18 protein-coding genes and 1 pseudogene are annotated in these 21387 nt (G+C 49.2%); 4 read left to right on the plus strand and 15 right to left on the minus strand.

The window, feature by feature from the left end:
• Positions 1-193: 193 nt before the first annotated feature.
• Positions 194-499 (minus strand): annotated as a pseudogene (locus ED901_RS16775) (integrase core domain-containing protein); the annotation flags it as partial.
• A gap of 490 nt (positions 500-989) precedes the next feature.
• On the opposite strand from ED901_RS16775, the gene ED901_RS16780 reads away from it, so the two are divergent.
• A complete protein-coding gene (locus ED901_RS16780) occupies positions 990-1562 on the plus strand; it encodes a TetR/AcrR family transcriptional regulator (RefSeq protein WP_122096579.1) in 573 nt (190 codons plus the stop codon).
• Positions 1563-1566: 4 nt separating this feature from the next.
• On the opposite strand, the gene ED901_RS16785 is transcribed toward ED901_RS16780, so the two are convergent.
• The 5 genes from ED901_RS16785 to ED901_RS16805 form a co-directional block, all read right to left on the minus strand.
• Positions 1567-2127, minus strand: a complete 561-nt coding sequence (locus ED901_RS16785) for a TetR/AcrR family transcriptional regulator (protein WP_162997886.1) — start codon at positions 2125-2127, stop codon at positions 1567-1569.
• 72 nt (positions 2128-2199) lie between these two features.
• Positions 2200-2580 carry a DUF6515 family protein gene (locus ED901_RS16790; protein WP_122096581.1) on the minus strand — a complete coding sequence of 127 codons (381 nt, stop codon included), beginning with the start codon at positions 2578-2580 and terminating at the stop codon, positions 2200-2202.
• A gap of 94 nt (positions 2581-2674) precedes the next feature.
• Positions 2675-4102 (minus strand): efflux transporter outer membrane subunit, encoded by a 1428-nt coding sequence (locus tag ED901_RS16795; protein WP_122096582.1) that lies wholly within the window; start codon positions 4100-4102, stop codon positions 2675-2677.
• Entirely contained in the window at positions 4092-7265 is a 3174-nt protein-coding gene (locus ED901_RS16800) for an efflux RND transporter permease subunit (RefSeq protein WP_122096583.1), read from the minus strand. Before ED901_RS16800 ends, ED901_RS16795 begins: the two co-directional genes overlap by 11 nt.
• Positions 7266-7267: 2 nt before the next feature.
• Positions 7268-8431, minus strand: a complete 1164-nt coding sequence (locus tag ED901_RS16805; protein ID WP_122096584.1) for an efflux RND transporter periplasmic adaptor subunit — start codon at positions 8429-8431, stop codon at positions 7268-7270.
• Positions 8432-8693: 262 nt separating this feature from the next.
• Here ED901_RS16805 and ED901_RS16810 point away from each other — a divergent pair, with 262 nt between their 5' ends.
• Complete coding sequence (locus tag ED901_RS16810; RefSeq protein WP_122096585.1) at positions 8694-9410, plus strand: MipA/OmpV family protein; 717 nt, start codon at positions 8694-8696, stop codon at positions 9408-9410.
• Between the two features lie 125 nt (positions 9411-9535).
• On the opposite strand, the gene ED901_RS16815 is transcribed toward ED901_RS16810, so the two are convergent.
• Positions 9536-9982 (minus strand): DAPG hydrolase family protein, encoded by a 447-nt coding sequence (locus ED901_RS16815; RefSeq protein ID WP_240993952.1) that lies wholly within the window; start codon positions 9980-9982, stop codon positions 9536-9538.
• A gap of 52 nt (positions 9983-10034) precedes the next feature.
• Here ED901_RS16815 and ED901_RS16820 point away from each other — a divergent pair, with 52 nt between their 5' ends.
• The gene (locus ED901_RS16820; RefSeq protein WP_162997887.1) at positions 10035-10472 is read left to right on the plus strand and encodes a TetR/AcrR family transcriptional regulator C-terminal domain-containing protein; all 438 of its coding nucleotides are present in this window, start codon (positions 10035-10037) and stop codon (positions 10470-10472) included.
• Positions 10473-10761: 289 nt separating this feature from the next.
• On the opposite strand, the gene ED901_RS16825 is transcribed toward ED901_RS16820, so the two are convergent.
• From ED901_RS16825 to cspE, 5 genes are all read right to left on the minus strand, one after another.
• On the minus strand, positions 10762-11199 hold the full coding sequence (locus ED901_RS16825) for a VOC family protein (protein ID WP_122096587.1): 438 nt from the start codon (positions 11197-11199) through the stop codon (positions 10762-10764).
• Positions 11200-11895: 696 nt separating this feature from the next.
• Positions 11896-12525, minus strand: coding sequence for a Vat family streptogramin A O-acetyltransferase (locus ED901_RS16835; protein ID WP_122096933.1), 630 nt, complete (start codon positions 12523-12525; stop codon positions 11896-11898).
• 290 nt (positions 12526-12815) lie between these two features.
• Positions 12816-13145 carry an NIPSNAP family protein gene (locus ED901_RS16840; RefSeq protein ID WP_122096934.1) on the minus strand — a complete coding sequence of 110 codons (330 nt, stop codon included), beginning with the start codon at positions 13143-13145 and terminating at the stop codon, positions 12816-12818.
• A gap of 68 nt (positions 13146-13213) precedes the next feature.
• Positions 13214-13696, minus strand: coding sequence for an NUDIX hydrolase (locus tag ED901_RS16845; RefSeq protein ID WP_122096588.1), 483 nt, complete (start codon positions 13694-13696; stop codon positions 13214-13216).
• A 590-nt stretch (positions 13697-14286) separates the two neighbouring features.
• The gene (gene cspE, locus ED901_RS16855) at positions 14287-14499 is read right to left on the minus strand and encodes a transcription antiterminator/RNA stability regulator CspE (RefSeq protein WP_056779359.1); all 213 of its coding nucleotides are present in this window, start codon (positions 14497-14499) and stop codon (positions 14287-14289) included.
• A gap of 1491 nt (positions 14500-15990) precedes the next feature.
• On the opposite strand from cspE, the gene ED901_RS16860 reads away from it, so the two are divergent.
• Entirely contained in the window at positions 15991-16305 is a 315-nt protein-coding gene (locus tag ED901_RS16860) for an I78 family peptidase inhibitor (protein WP_122096590.1), read from the plus strand.
• 828 nt (positions 16306-17133) lie between these two features.
• Here the strand turns inward: ED901_RS16860 and ED901_RS16865 are convergent.
• The 3 genes from ED901_RS16865 to ED901_RS16875 all read right to left on the minus strand — a co-directional run bounded on the left by ED901_RS16865 (position 17134) and on the right by ED901_RS16875 (position 21254).
• Complete coding sequence (locus ED901_RS16865; RefSeq protein ID WP_122096591.1) at positions 17134-17868, minus strand: pirin family protein; 735 nt, start codon at positions 17866-17868, stop codon at positions 17134-17136.
• Between the two features lie 128 nt (positions 17869-17996).
• The gene (locus tag ED901_RS16870; RefSeq protein ID WP_122096592.1) at positions 17997-19727 is read right to left on the minus strand and encodes an ABC-F family ATP-binding cassette domain-containing protein; all 1731 of its coding nucleotides are present in this window, start codon (positions 19725-19727) and stop codon (positions 17997-17999) included.
• A gap of 288 nt (positions 19728-20015) precedes the next feature.
• Positions 20016-21254 (minus strand): MFS transporter, encoded by a 1239-nt coding sequence (locus tag ED901_RS16875; protein ID WP_122096593.1) that lies wholly within the window; start codon positions 21252-21254, stop codon positions 20016-20018.
• Positions 21255-21387: the final 133 nt, after the last annotated feature.

The raw sequence follows: 21387 nt of genomic DNA on the forward strand, positions 1-21387 counted from the left end.
ATTTTTAACTGAAAAACCGACGTGATTAACACTTAAGATCATGAGATTACCTGCTGGGTTTTGAAAATTTAGCATCCAACTTTCTAAAATACCTGTGACCTGCCCCCAGGATTAGATACAACGCTCAGTTAGTAATGTCGGATCCTGACCCTGACCCCGAATATGATCCAGTCATAATCAGGAATTACCGGCTTCATGTTGGTTGTGTATTCTGGCAACCAGCAGACTTCTCAGCAAATTCTGACGGGGTCATCCAGCCCAGCGCAGAATGGGGACGCCTCTGGTTATAGTGTATGCGCCAGGCCTCGATTTTGCACCGTGCATCCTCCAAAGACATAAACCAGTTCTCGTTCAGACATTCCTGTCGTAACCTGCCGTTGAAGGACTCCACCGTCGCATTGTCCGTCGGTGTTCCCGGGCGTGAGAAGTCGATTCTGATGCCTCTTTCGTACACCCATCTGTCCAGCATTTTCCCTGCAAATTCAGAACCATTATCGGTTTTTAGCAACTGAGGTAAAGGACGTCTGAACGCTATGCTATTCAGCATTTCTGCCACTTCTGTTGAACGCAAATTCTGCCTTCGGTGAATCGTGACTTTTTCATCGGCACATCCTCCGTTCAGGGGAGTCATTATCATGCCGGAATTCTGTTTCTGAATGGCGCAGGATTTTGGGGTAGGGTCACTCCTACCATGGAACAAAGCTCTTCTTTTCAGATAAACTTCAATGCAGCATAGCATTTTCTCTAACGAGATATCCTAAACGAGGTGGCACAAATAGAGTCAAATATGTGCGGATAGAGTTTAATGATCTATGTAGTATTGTTATGACACCAGTTTGAGCGATTTGTCTTCGATGGAAAAGTACTTTATACCAAGACCGTGTTTATACTGGAAAGTAGTTTGTATAACTTTCATAATAGATTATATATAATCTATTATTGCCATAACAAAGATGGGTACATAGTCTATCTTAAATGAGAGCTCAATTATGACCAGGAAAGAGGAAATTCTTCGTGCAGCTCACAGATGTATGCGAGAAAAAGGTTTCCATAATACTTCCGTACAAAATATTTCCCGAGAGGCTGGGGTGAGTACGGGGCTCATTTATCGTTATTACAAAAGTAAAGCTGAAATTATTGAAATTCTCATCATTGATGCCGTTAATAATTTAAAAAAGTTACTTACTGAAAATCACAGTCAAAGTAAAACTGACATTTTTTCGCCTGACTTCGTTTTTGCTGAAAATAGATCATTTATTGATAATGCACAAGAAAGTATTTCTTTACTGCTTGAGGTTTCGGCAGAAGCGCGTCGTAATCCATGCTACCAGTCTCTTTTTACCGCAGCGTATGAGGAGTTGAAAAATAATGTATATCAGCGTGAGGCTGAGCAGCATCCTGATATGTCCGAAAGCGCCCTTCGGACACGACTTTATTTTTCCTCACTTCTGATAGATGGACTGGTGATACGCCGACTCAGATTAGGAGAAGAGTCAAATAATGAGGCTGATAAAATAGCTATGCGGTTTTTAAATGTTATGACAGCAAGCCAGAACCGATGAGTTGTTATTCGATCTCGAAAAGGAAGGACTCAATTTTTTTGAGTTCCTCCAAATCCAGTTGTTCCTCTCTAAAAATTCGACAGAGAAACCCATCGATAACAATCAGTATCAACCTGATCCGATTGGAAGAATATTTCATCTTTCCTTTATTTCTGAAACATAAGGTTTCAATCAGCAATAATTCTTCTTTGCATAGTATTTCCCTGACCTCTTTATTGCGCGCTGCTTCAGAATAGGCTTCGAGCAAAAGGGCGTGATCTTGTGAAGACCAGCCCTGCCAAAAGGGAGACTGAACATCCAAAATATGTAACAACTCCGTCAGATGTATAAGGCGTTCAGTTAGAAAATTTCGCCACTCAGCGGCGATGATCCGCACCACCTCATTTATTAATTCCGTCTTGCTCTTGTAATGGCGATATAACTGTCCCGGCCCCATTCCTGTCTCTTTGGACAGATCGCTTATGCTGCCACCGTGAAATCCGGAGCGGCTAAAGCATACTTTAGCTGCCTCGGCTATTATTTTTCTTCGTTGGGTATATAAAAGGGTGTTAGATTTCTCAGTCAAAATATCACCAGTGACAAAATATAAAGGTTCTGCAAGGTGTTAACCCCCTCAAGACGAAGGGTTTATTCATCTTTAATTAATGCCATCGGGTGGCGACACTTCGATATATTCCCCGTCAATGTTGCGCTGATAATACCTGCCCGCCCTGACATAATAGCGTTTCCCGTTGTAATCCATCACCGACATGGCTTTATTATGAGCACGCGTGACAGGCGCTTCTACCACAACATATCGATTGCCTATTTCCCGGTAATAAGTGTCATTGAATAGCCAATACGTCAAACCTCCGATCACAATCATTTCTGCCGCAGGAGGCGGGACAGTAAACGGTGCCACTATACCTGGCATTGGGGGAGCGGCGATTGGCCTGCCCGGGCCGTCGAAGGGAACGGCATGGGCGCCAGCCGGTATGCTCAGACAAAATAAAAGGGTGCAGGTGTAAATCTTCTTCATAGATACCTCGTAATTTTTTGATTATATACAAAATCAACCTTGAGGCAGGTAATTGCCAGCCATCTCAACATACTGGTCTGGCTGGCAATCCGCCTTAGTGTTTAATCTCCGACTCTTTCAGGGCAGTTCCTCCCCCCATCACCTTGTAAAGCGTTATCAGGTTTTCGTAATACTCCTGCTGGGTACTGATAAGCGACGTTCTCGCCGTGTAAAGCGTACGCTGGGCAATGAGAGCGTTCAGCCAGCTATCCACACCATTTCGGTAGCGCAGATCTGACAGATGGTAATAACTTTGAGCTGAGGTCACGTAATTCTGCTGACCTGTTAACTGGTCATTGATAGTACCTCTGCGTGCCAGCGCATCGGCCACCTCCTGAAACGCGGTCTGAACGGCCTTATCATAGGCCGCTACGTAATATTCCTTTTGGGCTTTGGTGTAATTCAGCTGGGAGGTGTTATAGCCGCCGGAAAAAATGGGCAGGGAGATACTGGGCGAGAAGGACCACACGCCAGCGCCGTGTTTAAACAGAGATGAAAGGTCAGAACTGGCTGCGCCTCCACTGGCAGTCAGTGAAATGCTGGGATAAAAATTCGCCCTGGCAGCGCCGATGCTGGCATTGGCCGATTTCAGATTATGTTCCGCTTCCAGCACGTCAGGCCGGTTCAGTAAAACGTCAGAAGAGAGACCCGCCGGTATTTCCCGGAATGCATGGGAGAGTGTTTCAATGCCTTCAGGTAAAAGTGCGTCGGGAACCGTTTTTCCGACGACCAGGTCAAGCGCATTTTTATCCTGCGCTACGCTGGTTTTATAACTTGCCACATCGGCAAGCGCAGACTGATACGTGGTATCCGCAGAGGAGACATCCACCATCGATGCCGTTCCGTGACGAAGCTGCGCCTGTGTCACCTCCAATGACTGACGGGCACTTTCTGCGGTTTCCTGGGCGACCGCAAGATGACTTCGGTCGGCAGCCAGCGTCAGCCAGTAGTCGACCGTATTATAAAGCACGGTCAGGCGGGTACTTCGCGCCCCCTCAAGCGTACTGAGATACGTTTCATACTGCTCGCGGGTCAGGCTCTGGTTCTTACCAAACAAATCGAGCTCAAAGGAACTGACGCTGGCGTCTCCCTCGTAACTGGAGCTTATGGCGGTTTTATTCCCTTCCCCTGAGAGCGAACGGGAGTGACTCCCGCTGAGTTCAGCATTTATGGTCGGGAAAAGATTAGATCGCTCTTCCCCATATTGCGCCTTGGCGGATTTTACATTGGCAACGGCTTCGCGCAGGTCCCTGCTGCTGTCAAGCGACATCGCCACCACCTGCCGGAGTTTGGCATCCTGAATATAATCGTACCAGCCTGTGTCGCGATAACGTCCGACCGTCGCCTTGCCCGAACTGGCATAGGCCTCCCCTTGCGGGGAGGTGGCCGGTGTCGATAAGTCAGGACGCTTATAATCGGGATCCAATGAAATGCAACCGGCCAGCAACATTGGAAAGCATAGGATCAGAAGCTTAACGTTCATTTTGTTCTCCTTTTTCTTCTGCGGCATTACGTACCTCTTTATGGTCTGCCGGAAGTCCGGGAAACATGCGTCTTACCAGAACGAAGAACAGGGGGACCAAAAATATGGCCAGAAGCGTGGCAGTGACCGTTCCGCCAATGATGCCTGTGCCTATCGCAATCCGGCTGTTCGCGCCCGCACCGGAAGAAACCGCCAGCGGCAATACGCCGGCCGTAAAGGCAAGGGACGTCATAATTATCGGACGCAGGCGCATACTGGCTGCATGAATAGCGGCCTGCAGCAGATTTTCGCCTTTCCGATAATTCTCTTCGGCAAATTCCACGATGAGGATGGCATTTTTTGCTGAAAGCCCAATGATGGTCAGCAGCGCAACCTGGAAATAAACATCATTTTCCAGCCCGCGCAGAGTGATAGCCAGAAGGGAGCCAATGACACCCAGCGGAACGACCATAATGACGGAGAAGGGAACCGACCAGCTCTCATAGAGGGCGGCCAGGCAAAGAAACACCACAATCAGAGAAATACCGTAGAGGGACATGGCCTGATTGCCTGAGAGTTTTTCCTGGTATGAAAGTGATGACCAGGCGTACGTCACACCGGACGGCAACGTGCTGGCAAGCTTCTCCATGGCGGTCATCGCATCACCGGAACTGTTGCCAGAGGATGCACTTCCCTGAATTTCATACGAAGACAGTCCGTTGAAGCGTGAGAGGGTATCGGAGCCGTACACCCAGTGAGAGGAGGCAAAAGAAGAAAACGGTACCATTGTACTGTTGCCATCACTGTCAGTTCCGCGAACGTACCATTGATCGATATCCTCCGGCTTGCTGCGATGGTTCAAATCACCCTGCACATAGACTTTTTTCACACGACCGCGGTCAACAAAGTCATTCACATAGGTACCGCCCAACGCCGCGCTGAGCGTATCGTTAATATCACTGACGGAGACGCCAAGGGACTGTGCTTTGTCATCGTCGATGTCGACCTGAAGCTGAGGCAAGTCCGGCAGTGTATTGGCCCGGACGCTGTCCAGCGACGGATCTTTAGCCGCCTCAGAAATAAGTTGGTCACGGAGTTTAATCAGCGTGCTGCTGTCCGTCCCCGCGCGCGCCTGAAGCTCGAAGGTGAAACCATTGGACTGCCCGAGTCCCGAAACCGCCGGTGGGGTCAGTACGAAAATTTGTGCATCCCTGATCCCTGCCAGGTTCATCATTGCCCGCCCGGCAATAGCGTCAGCCGTGTTGTTACTGCCTTTGCGGTCATCCCAGTTTTTAAGTGAAATAAAGCCGATGCCCGCATTTTGTCCGCTGCCAGCGAAGCTGAAACCGTCAACCAGCATGCCGACATTAACGTTATCTTTCTCTTTGGTCTGGAAATACTGCTGTATTTCTTTGCGCACTTCACGGGTGCGGTTTTCAGTAGCACCAGGCGCCAGCTGGTACTGCACCATGATGTATCCCTGGTCTTCAGTAGGGAGAAAGCCGGTGGGCAGCCGCATGTACATGACGGCACAACCTAATAAAATCACCCCGTAAACAAGAATAAAACGCGTTGGCCCATGAATAACACGCCCTACGCCATTCTTGTAGCGGCCTAGAAGGGTACTGTATGTGCGGTTAAACCATCCGAAGAAGCCTTTATCATTGCTTTGCGGGTTATGGGGTTTAAGCAATGTTGCGCACAGGGCGGGCGTCAGTGTCAGGGCCACTATCACTGACAGCACCATAGAGGAAACTATTGTGATGGAGAATTGCCGGTAAATAACGCCCGTGGAGCCGCTGAAAAAAGTCATCGGCAGGAAAACGGCGGAAAGGACCATCGCAATCCCTATTAGTGCCCCGGTTATCTCTCGCATCGATTTTTCAGTGGCCTGGCGAGGGGGGAGATTTTCCTCGCGCATGACGCGCTCAACGTTTTCGACGACGACAATGGCGTCATCCACCAGCAAGCCGATTGCCAGCACGATACCAAACATCGTCAGGGTGTTGATGGAATAACCAAATGCTGAAAGCACCCCAAACGTGCCCAACAGCACAACCGGAACAGCGATAGCCGGTATTAAGGTGGTGCGGATATTTTGCAAGAAAACAAACATCACCAAAATAACCAGCAAAATGGCTTCGCCAAGCGTTTTAACCACCTCGGTGATGGATACTTTGACAAAGTCCGTACTGTCCAGCGGGTAAGCCACTACGTAACCGTCGGGCATGCTCGTCTGAAATTCAGCCACTATTTTTTTGACTTGTTCTGCTGTCGTGAGCGCATTCGCTCCCGATGCCAGCTGAACTGCAATCCCGGCAGCCGGATGACCATTGGCAATAACGTTAGAGCTGTAATCTTCGTTACCCATCTCAACCCGCGCCACGTCGCTCAAACGCACGGCGGAACCGTCAGATTTACTCTTAAGAACAATATGACGGAATTGCGCCGGCGTCTGAAGACGTGAGCGTGACTGAACGGTGGCAACCAGTTGCTGTTCTTTTCCTGACGGCATCGCGCCAAGCTGGCCGGAGGCAACCTGGGTATTCTGATTCTCAATCGCCGTTTGCACGTCAGAGGGCATAAGGGAATAGGCGGCAAGTTTGACGGGATCCAGCCAGATACGCATGGCATATTCTGAGCCAAAGACCTGAACGCCCCCGACGCCTGAAACGCGCGCCAGCGTGTCCTGCATGTTACTCACAAGGTAGTCTGCGACATCGGCGGAGGTGCTTTTATCTGTCTTGTCATACAGCGCCATAATAAGCAGGAAGTCGCTCTGCGCCTTCTCGACAGTTACACCTTGGGATGTCACCGAGTCAGGCAGGCGACTTTCTGCCTGCTGAACTTTATTTTGCACCTGAACCTGTGCGATATCCGGGTCGGTTCCCTGTTTAAAGGTCACGGTGATTTTCACCTGACCCGTAGACGCCGTGCTGGTCGAAGAGAAATACAAAAGGCCATCAAGACCGGTCAGCTCTTGCTCAATAACCTGAGTCACGCTGCTTTCAAGCGTTTCAGCGGATGCGCCCGTATACGTAGTCTGAATACTAATTTGAGGCGGCGCCACGTCGGGATATTGCGCAATAGGCAGGCTGTTAATGCTGATAATACCAAACAGCATGATGACGATGGCGATGACCCAGGCGAAGACAGGGCGTCTGATAAAAAACTGTGCGAGCATGCTTACTTGCCTCCGGTAGCGGTGATGGAAGCGTCGTTCGCAGCCGTGCTGCCAACCTCGGTGGTTTTAACGTCCATACCGGCCTGGACTTTACTCGTACCCTCTGTGATAAGACGTTCGCCCGCCTGAAGGCCGCCGGTAATCAGCCATTTATTGCCCACCACACCCTCGGTGGTGACCTGCCGGCTTTCAACTTTGTTGTCCTTCCCTGCGACAAGGGCCGTTGCATCGCCTTTGGCGTCACGCGTGATACCTTGCTGAGGGGCCAGGATGGCATTGTTGCGAACACCCTGGCTCACGGAGGCCCTGACGTACATACCCGGCAAAAGCTCATGTTCCGGGTTAGGGAAAATGGCCCGGAGCGTTACCGTGCCCGTGGATTCATCAACGGAAACCTCTTCCAGTTCAAGCTTCCCTTGATGCGGGTATTTTGTACCATCATCTAACGTCACGGTCACGGGGACGGTGTCTTCTTTCTGAGCGGCGTGTTGTTGCTGTTTCCTGAGCTTTAACAGCTGGGTACTGGACTGTGTTAAATCGACATAAATGGGATCCAGTACTCTTATCGTTGCCAGCGCATCGGTCTGGCTCGCCGTGACTAATGCACCTGGGGTCACGGATGAAATACCGATACGGCCTGAAATCGGCGCCCTTACCTGAGTGTATTCAAGATCAAGGCGGGCGCTCTGCGCTGCTGCCCGGTACTGCGCCACGGAGGCCACATTCTGTAGGTAGGTCGCTTGTGCATCGTCTGCATCCTGACGGGTTACGCCCTTTTCTTGCAGCAGCGCGGCATAACGTTCAGCTTTAAGTTTGCTGCTTTTCACCACGGCACTGGCATTGTTCATCTGCGCAACCGCTTCATCATAACTGGCCTGATAAGTGGCCGGGTCAATTTGATAAAGCACCTGTCCCGCCTGAACCTCATCCCCTTCCGTGAAAAGCCTTTTCTTGATGATGCCACCGACCTGTGGCCTGACATCAGACACCATCGTGCCGGTAACACGTCCTGAAAGTTCACTATAGAGGGTAACGGATTCAGACTTTAGGGTGACGACGCCCACGTCAGTAGGCATGGAACCCGGCCCCGGCATCCCGGCATTCTTTTGATCACAGCTGACGATCAAAAGTGCGAGCCCTGTAATAAATAATTTTCTGTAAACCATACGTAGATCGACCTTTAGTGAACGTTCATTCTCAACCTGAGACTTTACCAGCCCACATAAAAGACGTACGTAAGTACTACGAAAAGAGCCTGCATGAAAATTGAAATCATCTGGCGTATCTGTAACGAGGCGACAGGATAGCGTCAGGCACTATTAAGAATGCGAAAAGGCTCTGTGCAAGCCAGAAACTCTGCTGCAAGATGCACAAACTTTAGTCTGCTGGTGGATTTGTCGTGAAAAAAAAGTCGCTCTGCTGTGTATTATGGCCCTACCCGTGACCTCAATGGGCTCTGCAAAAACTGATGGACTGAGCCTGGGTGCCGGCGTCGCCATTGCGCAGAGCCCCTATAAAGATTATGACAATGATGTCCAGGCCCTCCCGCAAATCATGTATGAGGGAGACAACTTTTGGGTGCATGGGCTCGGGGCCGGGTACTATCTTTGGAACACGGATGAAGACAAATTGTCAGCGACGGTGTACTGGGCGCCTTTTAAGTTCAAATCTGATGACAGCAGCGATAATCAACTGAAACGACTGGATAATCGTAAGTCAACTGCCATGGCGGGATTCACTTACACCCACATGACAGCGTATGGCTTTCTCCGGGCCGCTGTCGCGGGCGATGTACTCGGCAACAGCGACGGTATGACAGGGAATGTGGGCTGGATGTATCCCTGGAGCGTGGGGGGTATTGATTTTCTTTCCGGCGCTGGCGTGGAATTTGCCGATGCCAAACAGAATAATTACTACTACGGGATCTCACAGAAAGAGTCGCGCAGAAGTGGTCTGAGTGCCTATGACGCAGGCAGCAGCTGGTCACCCTTTCTGGAACTCAATGCCGCCTATTCCATTAACGAAGACTGGAAAATTAACGTAGCCGCTCGTTACCTTCATCTTTCTGATGAAGTTACGGATAGCCCGATGGTCGATAAAAGCTGGACAGGTATCCTTTCGACCGGGGTGACTTATACCTTCTGAGATAATGAAAAAAGGGACGTCCGGCGTCACCAGCGGAATCAAATACTGGCCGCCGGGCGAAATCGCCGCTATCCATTTCATCCACAATCTGGCACCTGTATCTGACAGGATCCTCACTCTACGTATCACAAGGGAAGTGCAATTTCTTCATCATTGGCTTTCTCGCCATAATATAGCGAAGGCAAGAAACGAGATAAGAAGGTGAACTCAGTATAACAATGTCGTATAAGCGCTAATCCCATTTCATCTGTAGGATGACCGGAATCGTCGTTGCTCATCCCAAGAATAAAACGGCTACGCAGCACACATCCAAACGGCGTATCCCGTGCAATATGTAGCATCTGCCCATCCAATGGATCGCCCTGGCTGTCCAACCCGACCTCTTCACCAAAACCTATCCTTGCGGCAACGATTGCCGAGACGCAATCATCAGCCATCGCCTTTTCCAACGTTTTTTCTCCGAATATTGATGCAGGATTATGGAATTTCAGACAGGCGGGAATGGGCGGGATTTCAGCTAACGATTCAACGGCACGGATGCTGGCACCGTAATCACAAGCCGGTGTCGCCAAAAAGACGGTATATCGCTTTGCGAAGAATCGGGATGAATTGCTCGGCCTTTCAGTGCGTAATTGGACTGATAATTATGCGCCGCTCACACAACTCGACCCTAAGGATAAGAGTGACGTTTTACCAACCTTAAGAAAATTACTGACGGCCATTTGTGGTCAGGCACTTTCAGAATCAGCAGTGAAAATGTTCCGTCTTCTCAATACGACATTTCCGGGCAAGGGGGAACTGCTCAAAAAATATAATGAAAATGGTATTGAACGGGGCCAGCAATTACTCACCGACTGGATAACACGGCAACAAAATCATGGGTGGTTTCCGATGTTACCCGCAGACATCAGTGCCAAAGCCATCCTCGCTATGTGCGTCGCCGAGCCTTTACGGCAAACGGCTATTGGCTTAACTCATACCTTTGAGGATGAAGCAGTTGAGGCACATCTGGATTCTTGCATGCAATTCATTTTGCTCATATTCAATCGAGATAATGAATAACATGCTGCCATTTCGGTGTCGCTCACAGAACCATTAACCTACTTAATTTACACAGAGCAAAAACAAGTAAACGGTATTAATTTCAAAAAAAATCAGCGCATGTGAAGCAAATAGTCTCTGGACTGTAGCAATTGCCTAGAGCGTTCTCGGGGAGCCCCAACTCGCAAAGGCTATTGCATAGAAACATGGAGGGTCAGATTAATGTGAGTAACGTCTGCTATGTGCCATAAGCGGACTTTGCAAACATCACTGTTTTATTAAGAAGGTAACGGGTCAAAACATGTGGACTTCATTGACTGCGTTCCATCAACTCAAGCGTCTGACCATCGGGGCTTTGTAAATATATTACTCTGGTTCCCTGCATGGGTCCTGACAAGACTGTCTGAGGTTTACCCGGCGTCTTCCAGCCGTAGTCAGATACTTTGCCCAAGAGCGTATCAAGATCCTCTACATTAAACGCAAGGTGAGCGTAGCCAGGGATGTAGGGTGCTGAAGGCTCTTCTGGCTGTTCAATGTTATTGTATTGCAGTAATTCAACTTTAATACCAGCCAGTTCAAGCAAAGCCATTCGTACATCAGCTCCCCTTGCGCCTGTCACTTCATCAATAATAGGTCCAGACATTTTCCCTTCGCGTAATAACTCCCCTCCAAGAATATTAGTCCAGAAAAATAATGAGTCTTCAATATTTTTAACTGAAAAACCGACGTGATTAACACTTAAGATCATGAGATTACCTGCTGGGTTTTGAAAATTTAGCATCCAACTTTCTAAAATACCTGTTTTATTTCTTCACGATAAGTGCGATGGGATTTTTTCAGGAAAAAAAAAGCACAATTAAGTGCGGTCTGAAAAATATATTTACGATTCATTCACAGCGACAGCTGTACAGGTTAACTGCTCCCTGTTGATAACTACGCGACTGCGTTACAAGCCTGTATCTATTGTAGGAAAACTGCGAATGTCCGCTCCTCGCTCACAGCCGACATTTTCCATGGTTAGTGCCAACAGCGGACATTGACCAGTATTAAGACTCTGGTCACTCCAAATCTGACTCTTAACCGTCCAGAAGAATAGGGCATCTTCATTAGAAGTTTTCTGGAATTTGTCGAGATAAATAGGGTGCTTCGCCGTACTCGCTACTCCGGTTGCATTTTTCTGTTCCATCCAAAAGTGTCGGCGCAGGGTGCTAACCATTGACGGATTTTGGAATTGCACGACAGCGCCTCGGGTTCGAGCAAGCGCGCTCCGAAATTGGCATGCCGCAGGAAGCGCATATCCAGGCATTGCTCAAGTTGCCCAGCCAGCAGGGGAAAATCCATGAGGCTGTATAGTCGGGGCCATTTGATCAATTTTCGGTAGCGCAGTTGCTCCGACTCGATGCGCAAGTCATCATTTTGATATGGAAAGGCTAAACGGCAAAATCTATTCATCGAGCAATGCTTTAATATTAGCGGACGTTATTGCCGTAAGTTTTCGCGTAATTTGTTCTACAGGCCAGTCCCACCACGCCAATTTTTCCAGAGCTAGAATAATATCATCAGTAAAACGTTTCTTAATGACTCTTGCGGGATTGCCGCCCACAACTGTATATGGAGGGACATCTGAAGTAACCACGGAACGCGTTGAAATTATAGCTCCATTGCCGATCTTAACGCCTGGCATGATCATCGCCTGATAACCTATCCATACATCATTACCAATCACCGTATCACCTTTGTAGGGTAATTCACCGGGTTGAGGCATGCTTTTTTCCCATCCGTTTCCGAAGATGTAAAACGGAAAAGTAGAGAAGCCATCAATTTTGTGATTAGCTCCATTCATAATGAACTGAACACCTTTTGCTATCGCGCAAAACTTACCGATGATCAGCTTGTCACCAATAAATGGAAAGTGATAGAGAACATTACGCTCGAAGTTTTGCGAGTCCTCTGGGTCATCATAATAAGTAAAATCACCGATAATGATGTTGGGATTTGTCACGGTGTTTTTGATGAAACAAACCTGTGGAAAACCCTGCATTGGATGTGTATCAGCGGGATCTGGTCCGTACATAATTCCTCCCAAAAAGTCGTTATATTGCTTTAACGTAAATATAGCATGAAGCCAGTATCCCTTTAAGCGTAAGCATAATGTCCCCTTTACGCGCATAGCTGCCGGTTAGATACCGCAGACACCGGGTGAACAGCTCAGGCATGTATTAAAAAGTTCTAGTTAAAGATTTTTTTGTGAGGGCGGTCAGCCTGTATTGAACAGACGGAGGGTTGTGTCCAGATAGCGCGAGAATTTAATGACAGGCAATAAAAAATGTCGATTGCGCGGCTATATTGTACATAGCTGCACAATTAACGGGATCGTAAACTCTCAATTGTACTGTTGCTAAGCGTGAGAACCGATTTAACGCTGACGCTGATCCTATCGATAATGGCCTGCCGGGGGCCCAGACGCCATTCTTCACTGTTGTAAAAAGATTCCTGAGAGGATTTGAGCTGGGAGAGGCTGTTATAAGCTCTGATCAGATAGTATGCGTCGTTGTCATGTGCGGATATACCAAAAGAAATAATATCCATACCCGCTGAACGGTGAAGCGGAGCACTCTCCTCCGTCATGATTCTGTGGAAGTCTTTCCCGGTGCCGGGTTTTAGGGTGTACAGCAGAAATTCGACTGTTTTCATCTTCGATATCCTTTTCATTTTTCTGATCATGCTGAGCCTGAGCGTCTCCCGAGTGCCAAAAGCGAACGTTAAGGACATTGCGAGGCGTTATGTGATAACGAGTCGGTTAACTTGCCTTCAAGAATGTTACGGATCAAATCCAATGGGAAGATTGTTTCATTGGTACATCTGAGTTCTTCTATTGTCCACCAATAATGATCGCGAATGACTTTCTTTTCGTTACTACTCCACCCAGATCTGTCGATATCTGATTCATCTGTATTGATAATAAAGAAACGTTCTTCTGCAAGAACAGTCTCACCACTGGGCAAAACCATTGTGAAGGTTCTGGATGCTATTTGCGGTCCCGTAGTACTTCTTTTCAGACCTGTTTCTTCAAGTAACTCACGCAAAGCCGCCTGCTCGAAAGATTCATTGTGTTCAAGCCCACCCCCTGGGGTTGCCCAGTAGGATCTCCCACTCAGAGCATCATCTTTATGAACGAAGTTAAAGAGCAGCACGTGATTTTCAGGCGAGAGTATTATTAATCGCGATGATGGACGAATGCGCACAAAGTCACCTCAAGAGAATTTAAAACCCTATTTAGAATTATATATAAAAATAAATTAATGCATGAACAATCATTAATCCTGAATGTTTTTATAGCTTTAACATAACTCAAACGTCCGCTCCTCGCTCACAGCTAACCCACCACCACTCTCAGTCTCATAGCCACACACAAGACAGTTGCCTGGAGCCGCAGCGTCCCGTCTCCCGTGAAGACACGGCTTCAGCCGTTGCTGACCAGTGTTTTCAGAAAACGTTATTGAGTGGATTCCAGACGCTTGTCCAGGTTGACCATGGAAAAAATATTATTAATATCGTTCGGGGTTATCAGGCTGACTGTGTGGAGGGGAAGGTGTTTGGTTGGAAATTACTCTTGGCTCTGCTGACAGTAACGGTTGTTGGCTTCGCACTCTTTGGCTTCATTTTTTCACTCCAGCAGCTGGGGTAAACGACCGTCATTCTTTACTGCGGTTGGAGTATTTACCGGGCCTTAAAATGAAAAAACCCGCTCAGGGCGGGTTTTTTATCACTTTCACTTATCTGCTCAGGCTGTTGCCTTCATCGCTACCGTAAGTGTTAGTGCAATTATCGGCAATTACAGCGCGATAACATTTGCAGCTGAAGGGCCTTTCGCGCCGTTCTCAATAGAGAACTCCACTTTTTGGCCTTCGTCTAAGGTTTTAAAATCGCTGCTCTGAATGGCGGAGAAGTGTACGAACACGTCCTTGCTGCCGTCTTCAGGAGTGATGAAGCCGAAGCCTTTTTCAGGGTTAAACCATTTTACTAAACCAGTCATTTTGTTAGACATAGATACTTCCTTTCGTTTTTGAGCCGCTTATGCAGCGAAGATGGCCTGTTTTGCAGAGTTTTACTTATTGGGCACTTAGGAGGAGGCTCATGAAGAAGGGTATCTAGGATAACGCTTAAATGAGGACTGCTTTACTAAAACTGCTTTCATAAGGTCTGTGTTCCAAACCGATGCCGTCATAATAGACCTGGTTTGATTTTTTATGCAAGGATTAATTTTCGGTGAATAATTAAGCAGTCGAAGCACTGAAACAGGATGAGGGCAGGGGGAATCCATTATTGATGCATAAACAATAAAAGCCCTGACTGTACGAGTCAGGGCTTTTAAGGTACTGCTAACTTAAGATTTAACATTAATATACTTCGTTACTTTTTACTGCTATTTGGTACTGCTTTAAATGCACAAGTTACTACAGATAACATCGGGTACTGAAATTATAACTCCCTCCTTTATCGATTTAAAACCACCTGACAACTTACACCAACACAAATCAAGTCAGGCTAAACTACTTCAACTCGTACATTTCCCCTTCGCGATATATACTCTTTGATGCGTGGCTTTACTTCCTTCGCGATAGTTAAACTACTGACACTCATTGCTTTCGCGAACTCATAGTCAATAAAAAACAAAGCCTTACATCATCGCGCTTGTACTAACACTTATTACACTTGCCTACAACTATTACTACAATTAACACAACTACATGTATTTCAGACTATACATCAGGTACATCTACTTACATTTAGTACTACAACTTACGTTAACCCAAATTAATTATTAAACTAACGTATTCAATCTTTCTAAAACTAACAGAAATACATTTTCGTATCGCTGTTGAAACCTAATTTACGGATTTTTAGTACCGTGTCAACACTGTTTTTAATAACATGTTTTTATTAACAGTGTGCATCAGTTTGCAGATTTAAGAAGCTTCTGATTCCTTTATCTTCTGCATCTTTTTGAGCTGTATTTGCCTGTTGATCACTTTCACGGTGAAACACCTCGATAAAACAGTACTAACCCTTTATAGCGTTCGGTTCACCTTTTCGCTTCATTTCCCCTTGAATGTTGAAGCTGGCAACGCGCGTACTGTCACAAGTACAGACATTTATGGCACGTTTAAATGACATCCCTGCCGGGATAATAATTTCGAGCTTAGTATCTTTATTACCCAGGTGCTCTACCCTAAGGGTAGCGCTGAGTTATTTAGCGCTAATATGTACTGATGTTTTTGCAAATGCAGACCGGCCAGTGAGCCGGTTTTTTTGTGGAGGTATCTGGAAATGTGGCACCAAAAATATTAACTTGCCCGCTGCTGCCGAAACAGTAGCCGGCCCGCCAGGGCCGTGACTCTGCCTGCTGATGGCCCGCTTGCTAAAGGGGGCTTTTGTTTACCCAGAATTACACAAGACAGTTGCTCGCAGCTGTTCTGTCTTTTGAAAAGGCATTACGCGCCTGCGCACATTGATTCACTTTTGAAAGAAGAGCCCGATGATGATCAAGATAAACATGCTTCCCCTCTGCGCGCTGGCCGCGATCGGCCTGACGGGGTGTCAGAACCATCAGGATGATGTAAAGAATGAACGTGCGAAAAACGCCGCCACCGTGCAGCAGCCGGACACCTGCGGCGCGGGTTCCTTCAGTTATCTGATTGGCAAACCGGCCTCGGCACTTGATACGCTGCGGTTCGCGCAGCCGATGAGACACATCACACCAGACACGGCGGTAACGATGGATTACCGCGCCGAACGTCTGAATATTGAGTCTGATGAGAAAGGTGTGATCACCCGTTTGTACTGTTCCTAACCGATCTGCTTGTTTATTAAACAACTCAGGCGGGTTGCTGTGATTATTCTTAGAAACCTCATCGGAAATTAAGGTTTAGATCACAGATTTCATTACATTTTTTAATATTCAGAACGTCGATTAACCCTGTACTAAAATACAGTGTTGACACGCAGTTTATAACGAGTAGATTAGAACTTAACGCTGGAGAGGAGATGGTTAAGAGATTTATTATCCGGCGTGTATTACCGAGTAGTGAGTACCAAAGTTATTGAGCTGTAAATAAATGCGATGAAGGCCACGATGTATTTAGTATGGGTTCTTCAACACCGGGCTGAAATACCAAGCCACGTGAGAAGAGGATGTCAGGCCTCGAAGTAGAATACTGTAATCGCATCATGTGGACCATAACGCGATGATGTAAGGCCTTGTTATGAAGAGTAATGTTCGCGATTTGGGTACGTAAGTATGAAATCGAGAATGTCGCGAAGAAAGTAAGGCAACGCATCAAAGAGTCTATATCGCGAGGGCGATGTACTCATTAAGACAAATCTTAAGGATATGCCTTAATGAAATTAGCAGGATGAACGCTTATTCCATAAAACTCTAGGAGGACAGCAGTAAAGCAGTAACAAATATATCCTGTGAAAATATGTGCATCATGAGAAGTAGAGTTAAGTAATTAAGTTGATGAATGTTAAATATTAATTTGGTAGTACCCTGAAAGCCCCGGTGATTCATTACTGGGGCTTTCTCTATTTAGGGGTTGTGATAATTAAAAGTCCGGGTGTATCTCTGAATCCCAAAATCCTGTGATTATATAATCCACATGATTTTTATGTTCCGCTTTTATGTTCCGCTGATGGTTCCCGCCAGGCTGGCTTCTGCCCCGAGCAACACCAAAAAACAGACCAGCGTTGATTCACGGCTGGCTTTTGCCACCGGCAGGCCGCTCGCGACATCACTGATCGCATCACCTTTCTCAAGCCGGTACTCATCAAGAGTAATTTCACCGTCCATGACATACATCCACTGGGCAAAACCCGGATGCGACGGGACAGCGGTGGTGGAATCTTTCTCCAGCCGGATATCATAGACATACACCGCCTGATGAATTTCCAGCGGCGAATTGATCCCTTCCGGCGCGGCCAGCATGGTCCAGTGATCCACCCCGATGCCCTCCGGACGTTCCATAAACTGAACGCGGCTTTCTAAATCGGCTTTGCGCGGGCGGATAAAAATTTGCAACATTTCCGTCGCGACGAGCGGGGTGGATTCCTCGTGCCAGATGCTTTTACCGGCATTCATCATCATCAGTTTTTTCGGCGAAAGCGCCACGCGGTGCCCTGCGGCGTCTTCATGGACCATCGATCCGCGCCACAGGTAGCTGAGAATTTCATCATTGTTGTGTTCGTGCAGGGTGACCATTGTGCCTACGTCCAGCGTGGCGTGGTCGATGACGCTGAGCGGGCCGAATGCCTCATCACCCGCGTCCGGCAGAATAAGGCCTGGCCGCATACGTCTGATTTTGAAAGGGCCGTATTCGAATGTTGTTTTAGGCGCGGCGCGCAGTACGTTAAACATAATCTCTCCGGCTGATTTTCAGGCTGACAGGTTTTTTTAGCACACAATCTTCTCTAAAGCGCACCGTCCTGACAAAAAGGGACGAATACACCAGAAATAAAGGCCGCGTCCTTGCGGCACTGCGGTCGTCAGGTCAAATCCAGCAGGGCGTTCAGCTCGGCGATTTGCTGCTGCCAGCGGTTTTGCAACTCTGGTTTCTGATGTTTCGGCTTCCGCGCACGGTCTTCCTCCAGCTTACTTTCCAGATCCAGCAGCATCGCCAGCAGGCGTTCCTCTTCAGTTTCCTGCACCGGTATTGCGGATGTCTGCTTCTCGGCAGCCAACGCAACCGGCGGCGGCCCGCCTGCTAACATTGTGTAAACCGGTTTAAGGTCATGCCACTCCTCCAGCCGCTGTTTGTCGATAAGCCAGAACCGGTTGCAGCTTTGTTCAATCAGCCGCCGGTCGTGCGACACCAGCAGCACTGCGCCACTGAAGGTTTTCAGCGTTTCCGCCAGCTCTTCTTTGCCTTCCATATCCAGATGGTTGGTCGGCTCATCGAGCAGTAACAACGAGTAGTTCGCCAGCGTCAGGCCGATAAACAGCAGCCGTGAACGCTCACCCCCGCTCAGCGTGCTGACCTTTTGCTGATGGCGGATGTACGGGAATCCGGCGCCGATCAGCGCCATTTTTCGTTGTTCCTCAAGCAGCGGAGCAAACTGTGCCAGCGCATCGCTCAGGCTGTCGTCATCACGCAGTTGTTGCAGGCTCTGATCGTAATAACCCGTACGCACGCGGGGGTGAAAAATCACGCCGGGAACCACTGAGTCCCGGTGGATAAACGCCTGCCAAAGCGTATGTAAAAGTGATGATTTCCCGCAGCCATTGCGCCCGACCAGCGCAATACGGTCGCCACTTTTCACCCGCATCTCTTCCAGCTTAAACAGCACCGGAGCCTCTGGCGCGGGGCATACCTGCAAACCGGACATCGCCAGCACGCGGTCAGCCGGTAAGGCTTCACCGTTAAGCCGCAATTTCCACAGGTTACCGGCTGTCACCTCGGTTTGATCGTCTTTCAGCCGTTCTGCCTGTTTTTCCATCTGCTTGGCCTTGCGCGCCAGCCCTTCGTTGTCATACACGCTGCCCCACACCGCCAGCCGTTTGGCGCTTTTTTCCACGCGGTCGATCTCCTTCTGCTCGGATTTGCGGCGCAAAGCGTCAGCGCAGTCTTTTTCCTCCAGCGCCAGACGGGCCTGCGTACAAGGCAAACGGATAAATTGCAGGGTTTTATCGCGCAGGATCCAGGTGGCATTAGTGACGTTATCCAGCAGGCTGCGGTCATGGGAAACGAGCACAAAGCTGCCGTTCCAGTTTTTCAGAAACTGCTCAAGCCACAGCAGGGTGGGGAGATCCAGATGGTTGCTCGGCTCATCGAGCAGCAGCAAATCCGGCTGGCGGATCAGCGCCCGCGCCAGCAGCAGGCGGGTGTGCTGGCCGCCGCTGAGCGTGCCGGCGGTCAGATCCCAGGCCGTTTCGTCAAACCCCAGCGTGGCAAGCAGCACTTCTGCCTGCCAGCGTTCCGGCTGATGCAGACTTTCCGGCAGATGGTTCAGCACGGCGTCAATCAGCGAACCCCCGGCGAGCGCTGCCGGCAGATGCTGTTCAATACGGGCCATCAGACACTGGCCGGAGAGCGTCACCGTGCCGGAAGACGCGGCCAGATCGCCACTGAGGATTTTCAGCAGGGTACTTTTACCGCAGCCGTTATGGCCGATAAGCCCGATGCGGTCGCCTTTTTTCAGGCCGAAGGAAATCTCAGCCAGCAGCGGGCCGAAGGTATTATCAAAGGATAAGGATTGTGCAGACAATAATGTTGTCATGTTGCTTACTCAGGTTTTCAGGCATAGCTATGCCCATCGTCAGAAACGCCGACGATAACCGGTAAGCCGGAGGGAAGTTCTCAGGTTGTCAGTTAGCTTCGCTCAGGCGGGTTATCGCGGCACGGTGCCGGAAATACCTGAGCAGTGACGATCGCTAAGGACGAGTGAAATTAAAAAAACTTCACGGGTCAGCATGGCAATCCTCCTTATATAACGTTGGTGAATGAATGAGTTGAGTATATTGGGGATTTTGGATTTGTTCCAGTGACGAAAATCCCCGCCATACATTTATGCTGCAATCACTTCGTTTTCCAGCTTCTGCCGTTTGCGCAGGCCGGGGAACCACGTCATCCATAAGCCGACCACGATCAGCGTACCCACACCGCCGATGGCCGCGGCAGGCACTGCGCCGAGCCAGGCCGCCATCAGGCCGGATTCAAACTCGCCGAGCTGATTTGAAGTGTTGATGAAGATGGAATTGACTGCGCTGACGCGGCCGCGCATATCGTCAGGCGTATCGAGCTGCACCAGTGCGCCACGGATCACCATGCTCACCATATCGAATCCGCCGAGGGCGAACAGCGCCAGAATGGATAACCACAGCGAGGTGGAAAATGCGAACACCAGCGTCGCGGCACCAAAACCGGCGACGGCAGCAAACATGATTTTCCCGACGTTGCGGTTAAGCGCCCGGTGGCTGAGCCAGAAACCGACAATCAATCCACCGACCGCAGGCGCGCCGCGCAACAAACCTAATCCCCACGGCCCCGTGTGCAGAATATCGTGCGCGAATATGGGCAGCAGGGCGGTGGCGCCGCCGAGCAACACGGCAAACAGATCCAGAGAAATCACGCCCAGCACGTCGGGGCGGTTGCGGATAAACCCGATCCCGGCGAAAAGCGTTTTGAACGTCGCGGGTACGCGGCGCGGTGGCGTATGTTCGTAACGTAAACGGCTCACCATCACAATCGACAACAGATACAGCGCCGCACACACCGCGTATGCGACACCGGCGCCCGCGACATACAAAAAGCCGCCGAGCGCAGGGCCAACCATCGCCGCAGCCTGGCCGGAAACGCTGTTCGCCGCCATGGCGCGCGCCAGCAAATGCGGCGGCACCAGCGCAGGCAACATCGATTGCAGGGAAGGCGCTTCCATCGCTTTGGCCGTGGAAATCATGAAAATCAAACTGAGGATCACCACTTCATTTACGTGATGCGTCAGTGTCAGCCAGGCCAGCGCGGCGATAGCGACCCACTCGGCAATTTGCCCGAGCAGCACCACGCGGCGGCGGTCGAACTGATCGGCAACGTGGCCGGCGACCAGCGCCAGCAACACCGACGGCAGAAACTGCACCAGGCCGATCAGCCCGAGGTCGAACGCCCGGCCGGTCATCGAGTAAATCTGCCAGCTCACCACAATGGAAAGCATCTGGAAACCGAAGCTGGATGCCGCACGGGCGATCCAGAAAGCGACAAACGAGCGGTGCTGTAACAGTGAGTCCGACTGGCCGGAGAGAGCAGACATGACAAATCCCTGAAGAAAATGAAAGATGCCGGGTCTGCGGTCGGTGACGACTCGTTAGCCCGGCAATTATTGTGTATACAAATAATTAACAAACAAGGTGAGTCGTATATTTATCACAAAACCTGCGGCAAAT

The sequence above is a fragment of the Rahnella sp. Larv3_ips genome, assembly GCF_003697865.1.
GTDB lineage: Bacteria > Pseudomonadota > Gammaproteobacteria > Enterobacterales > Enterobacteriaceae > Rahnella > Rahnella rivi.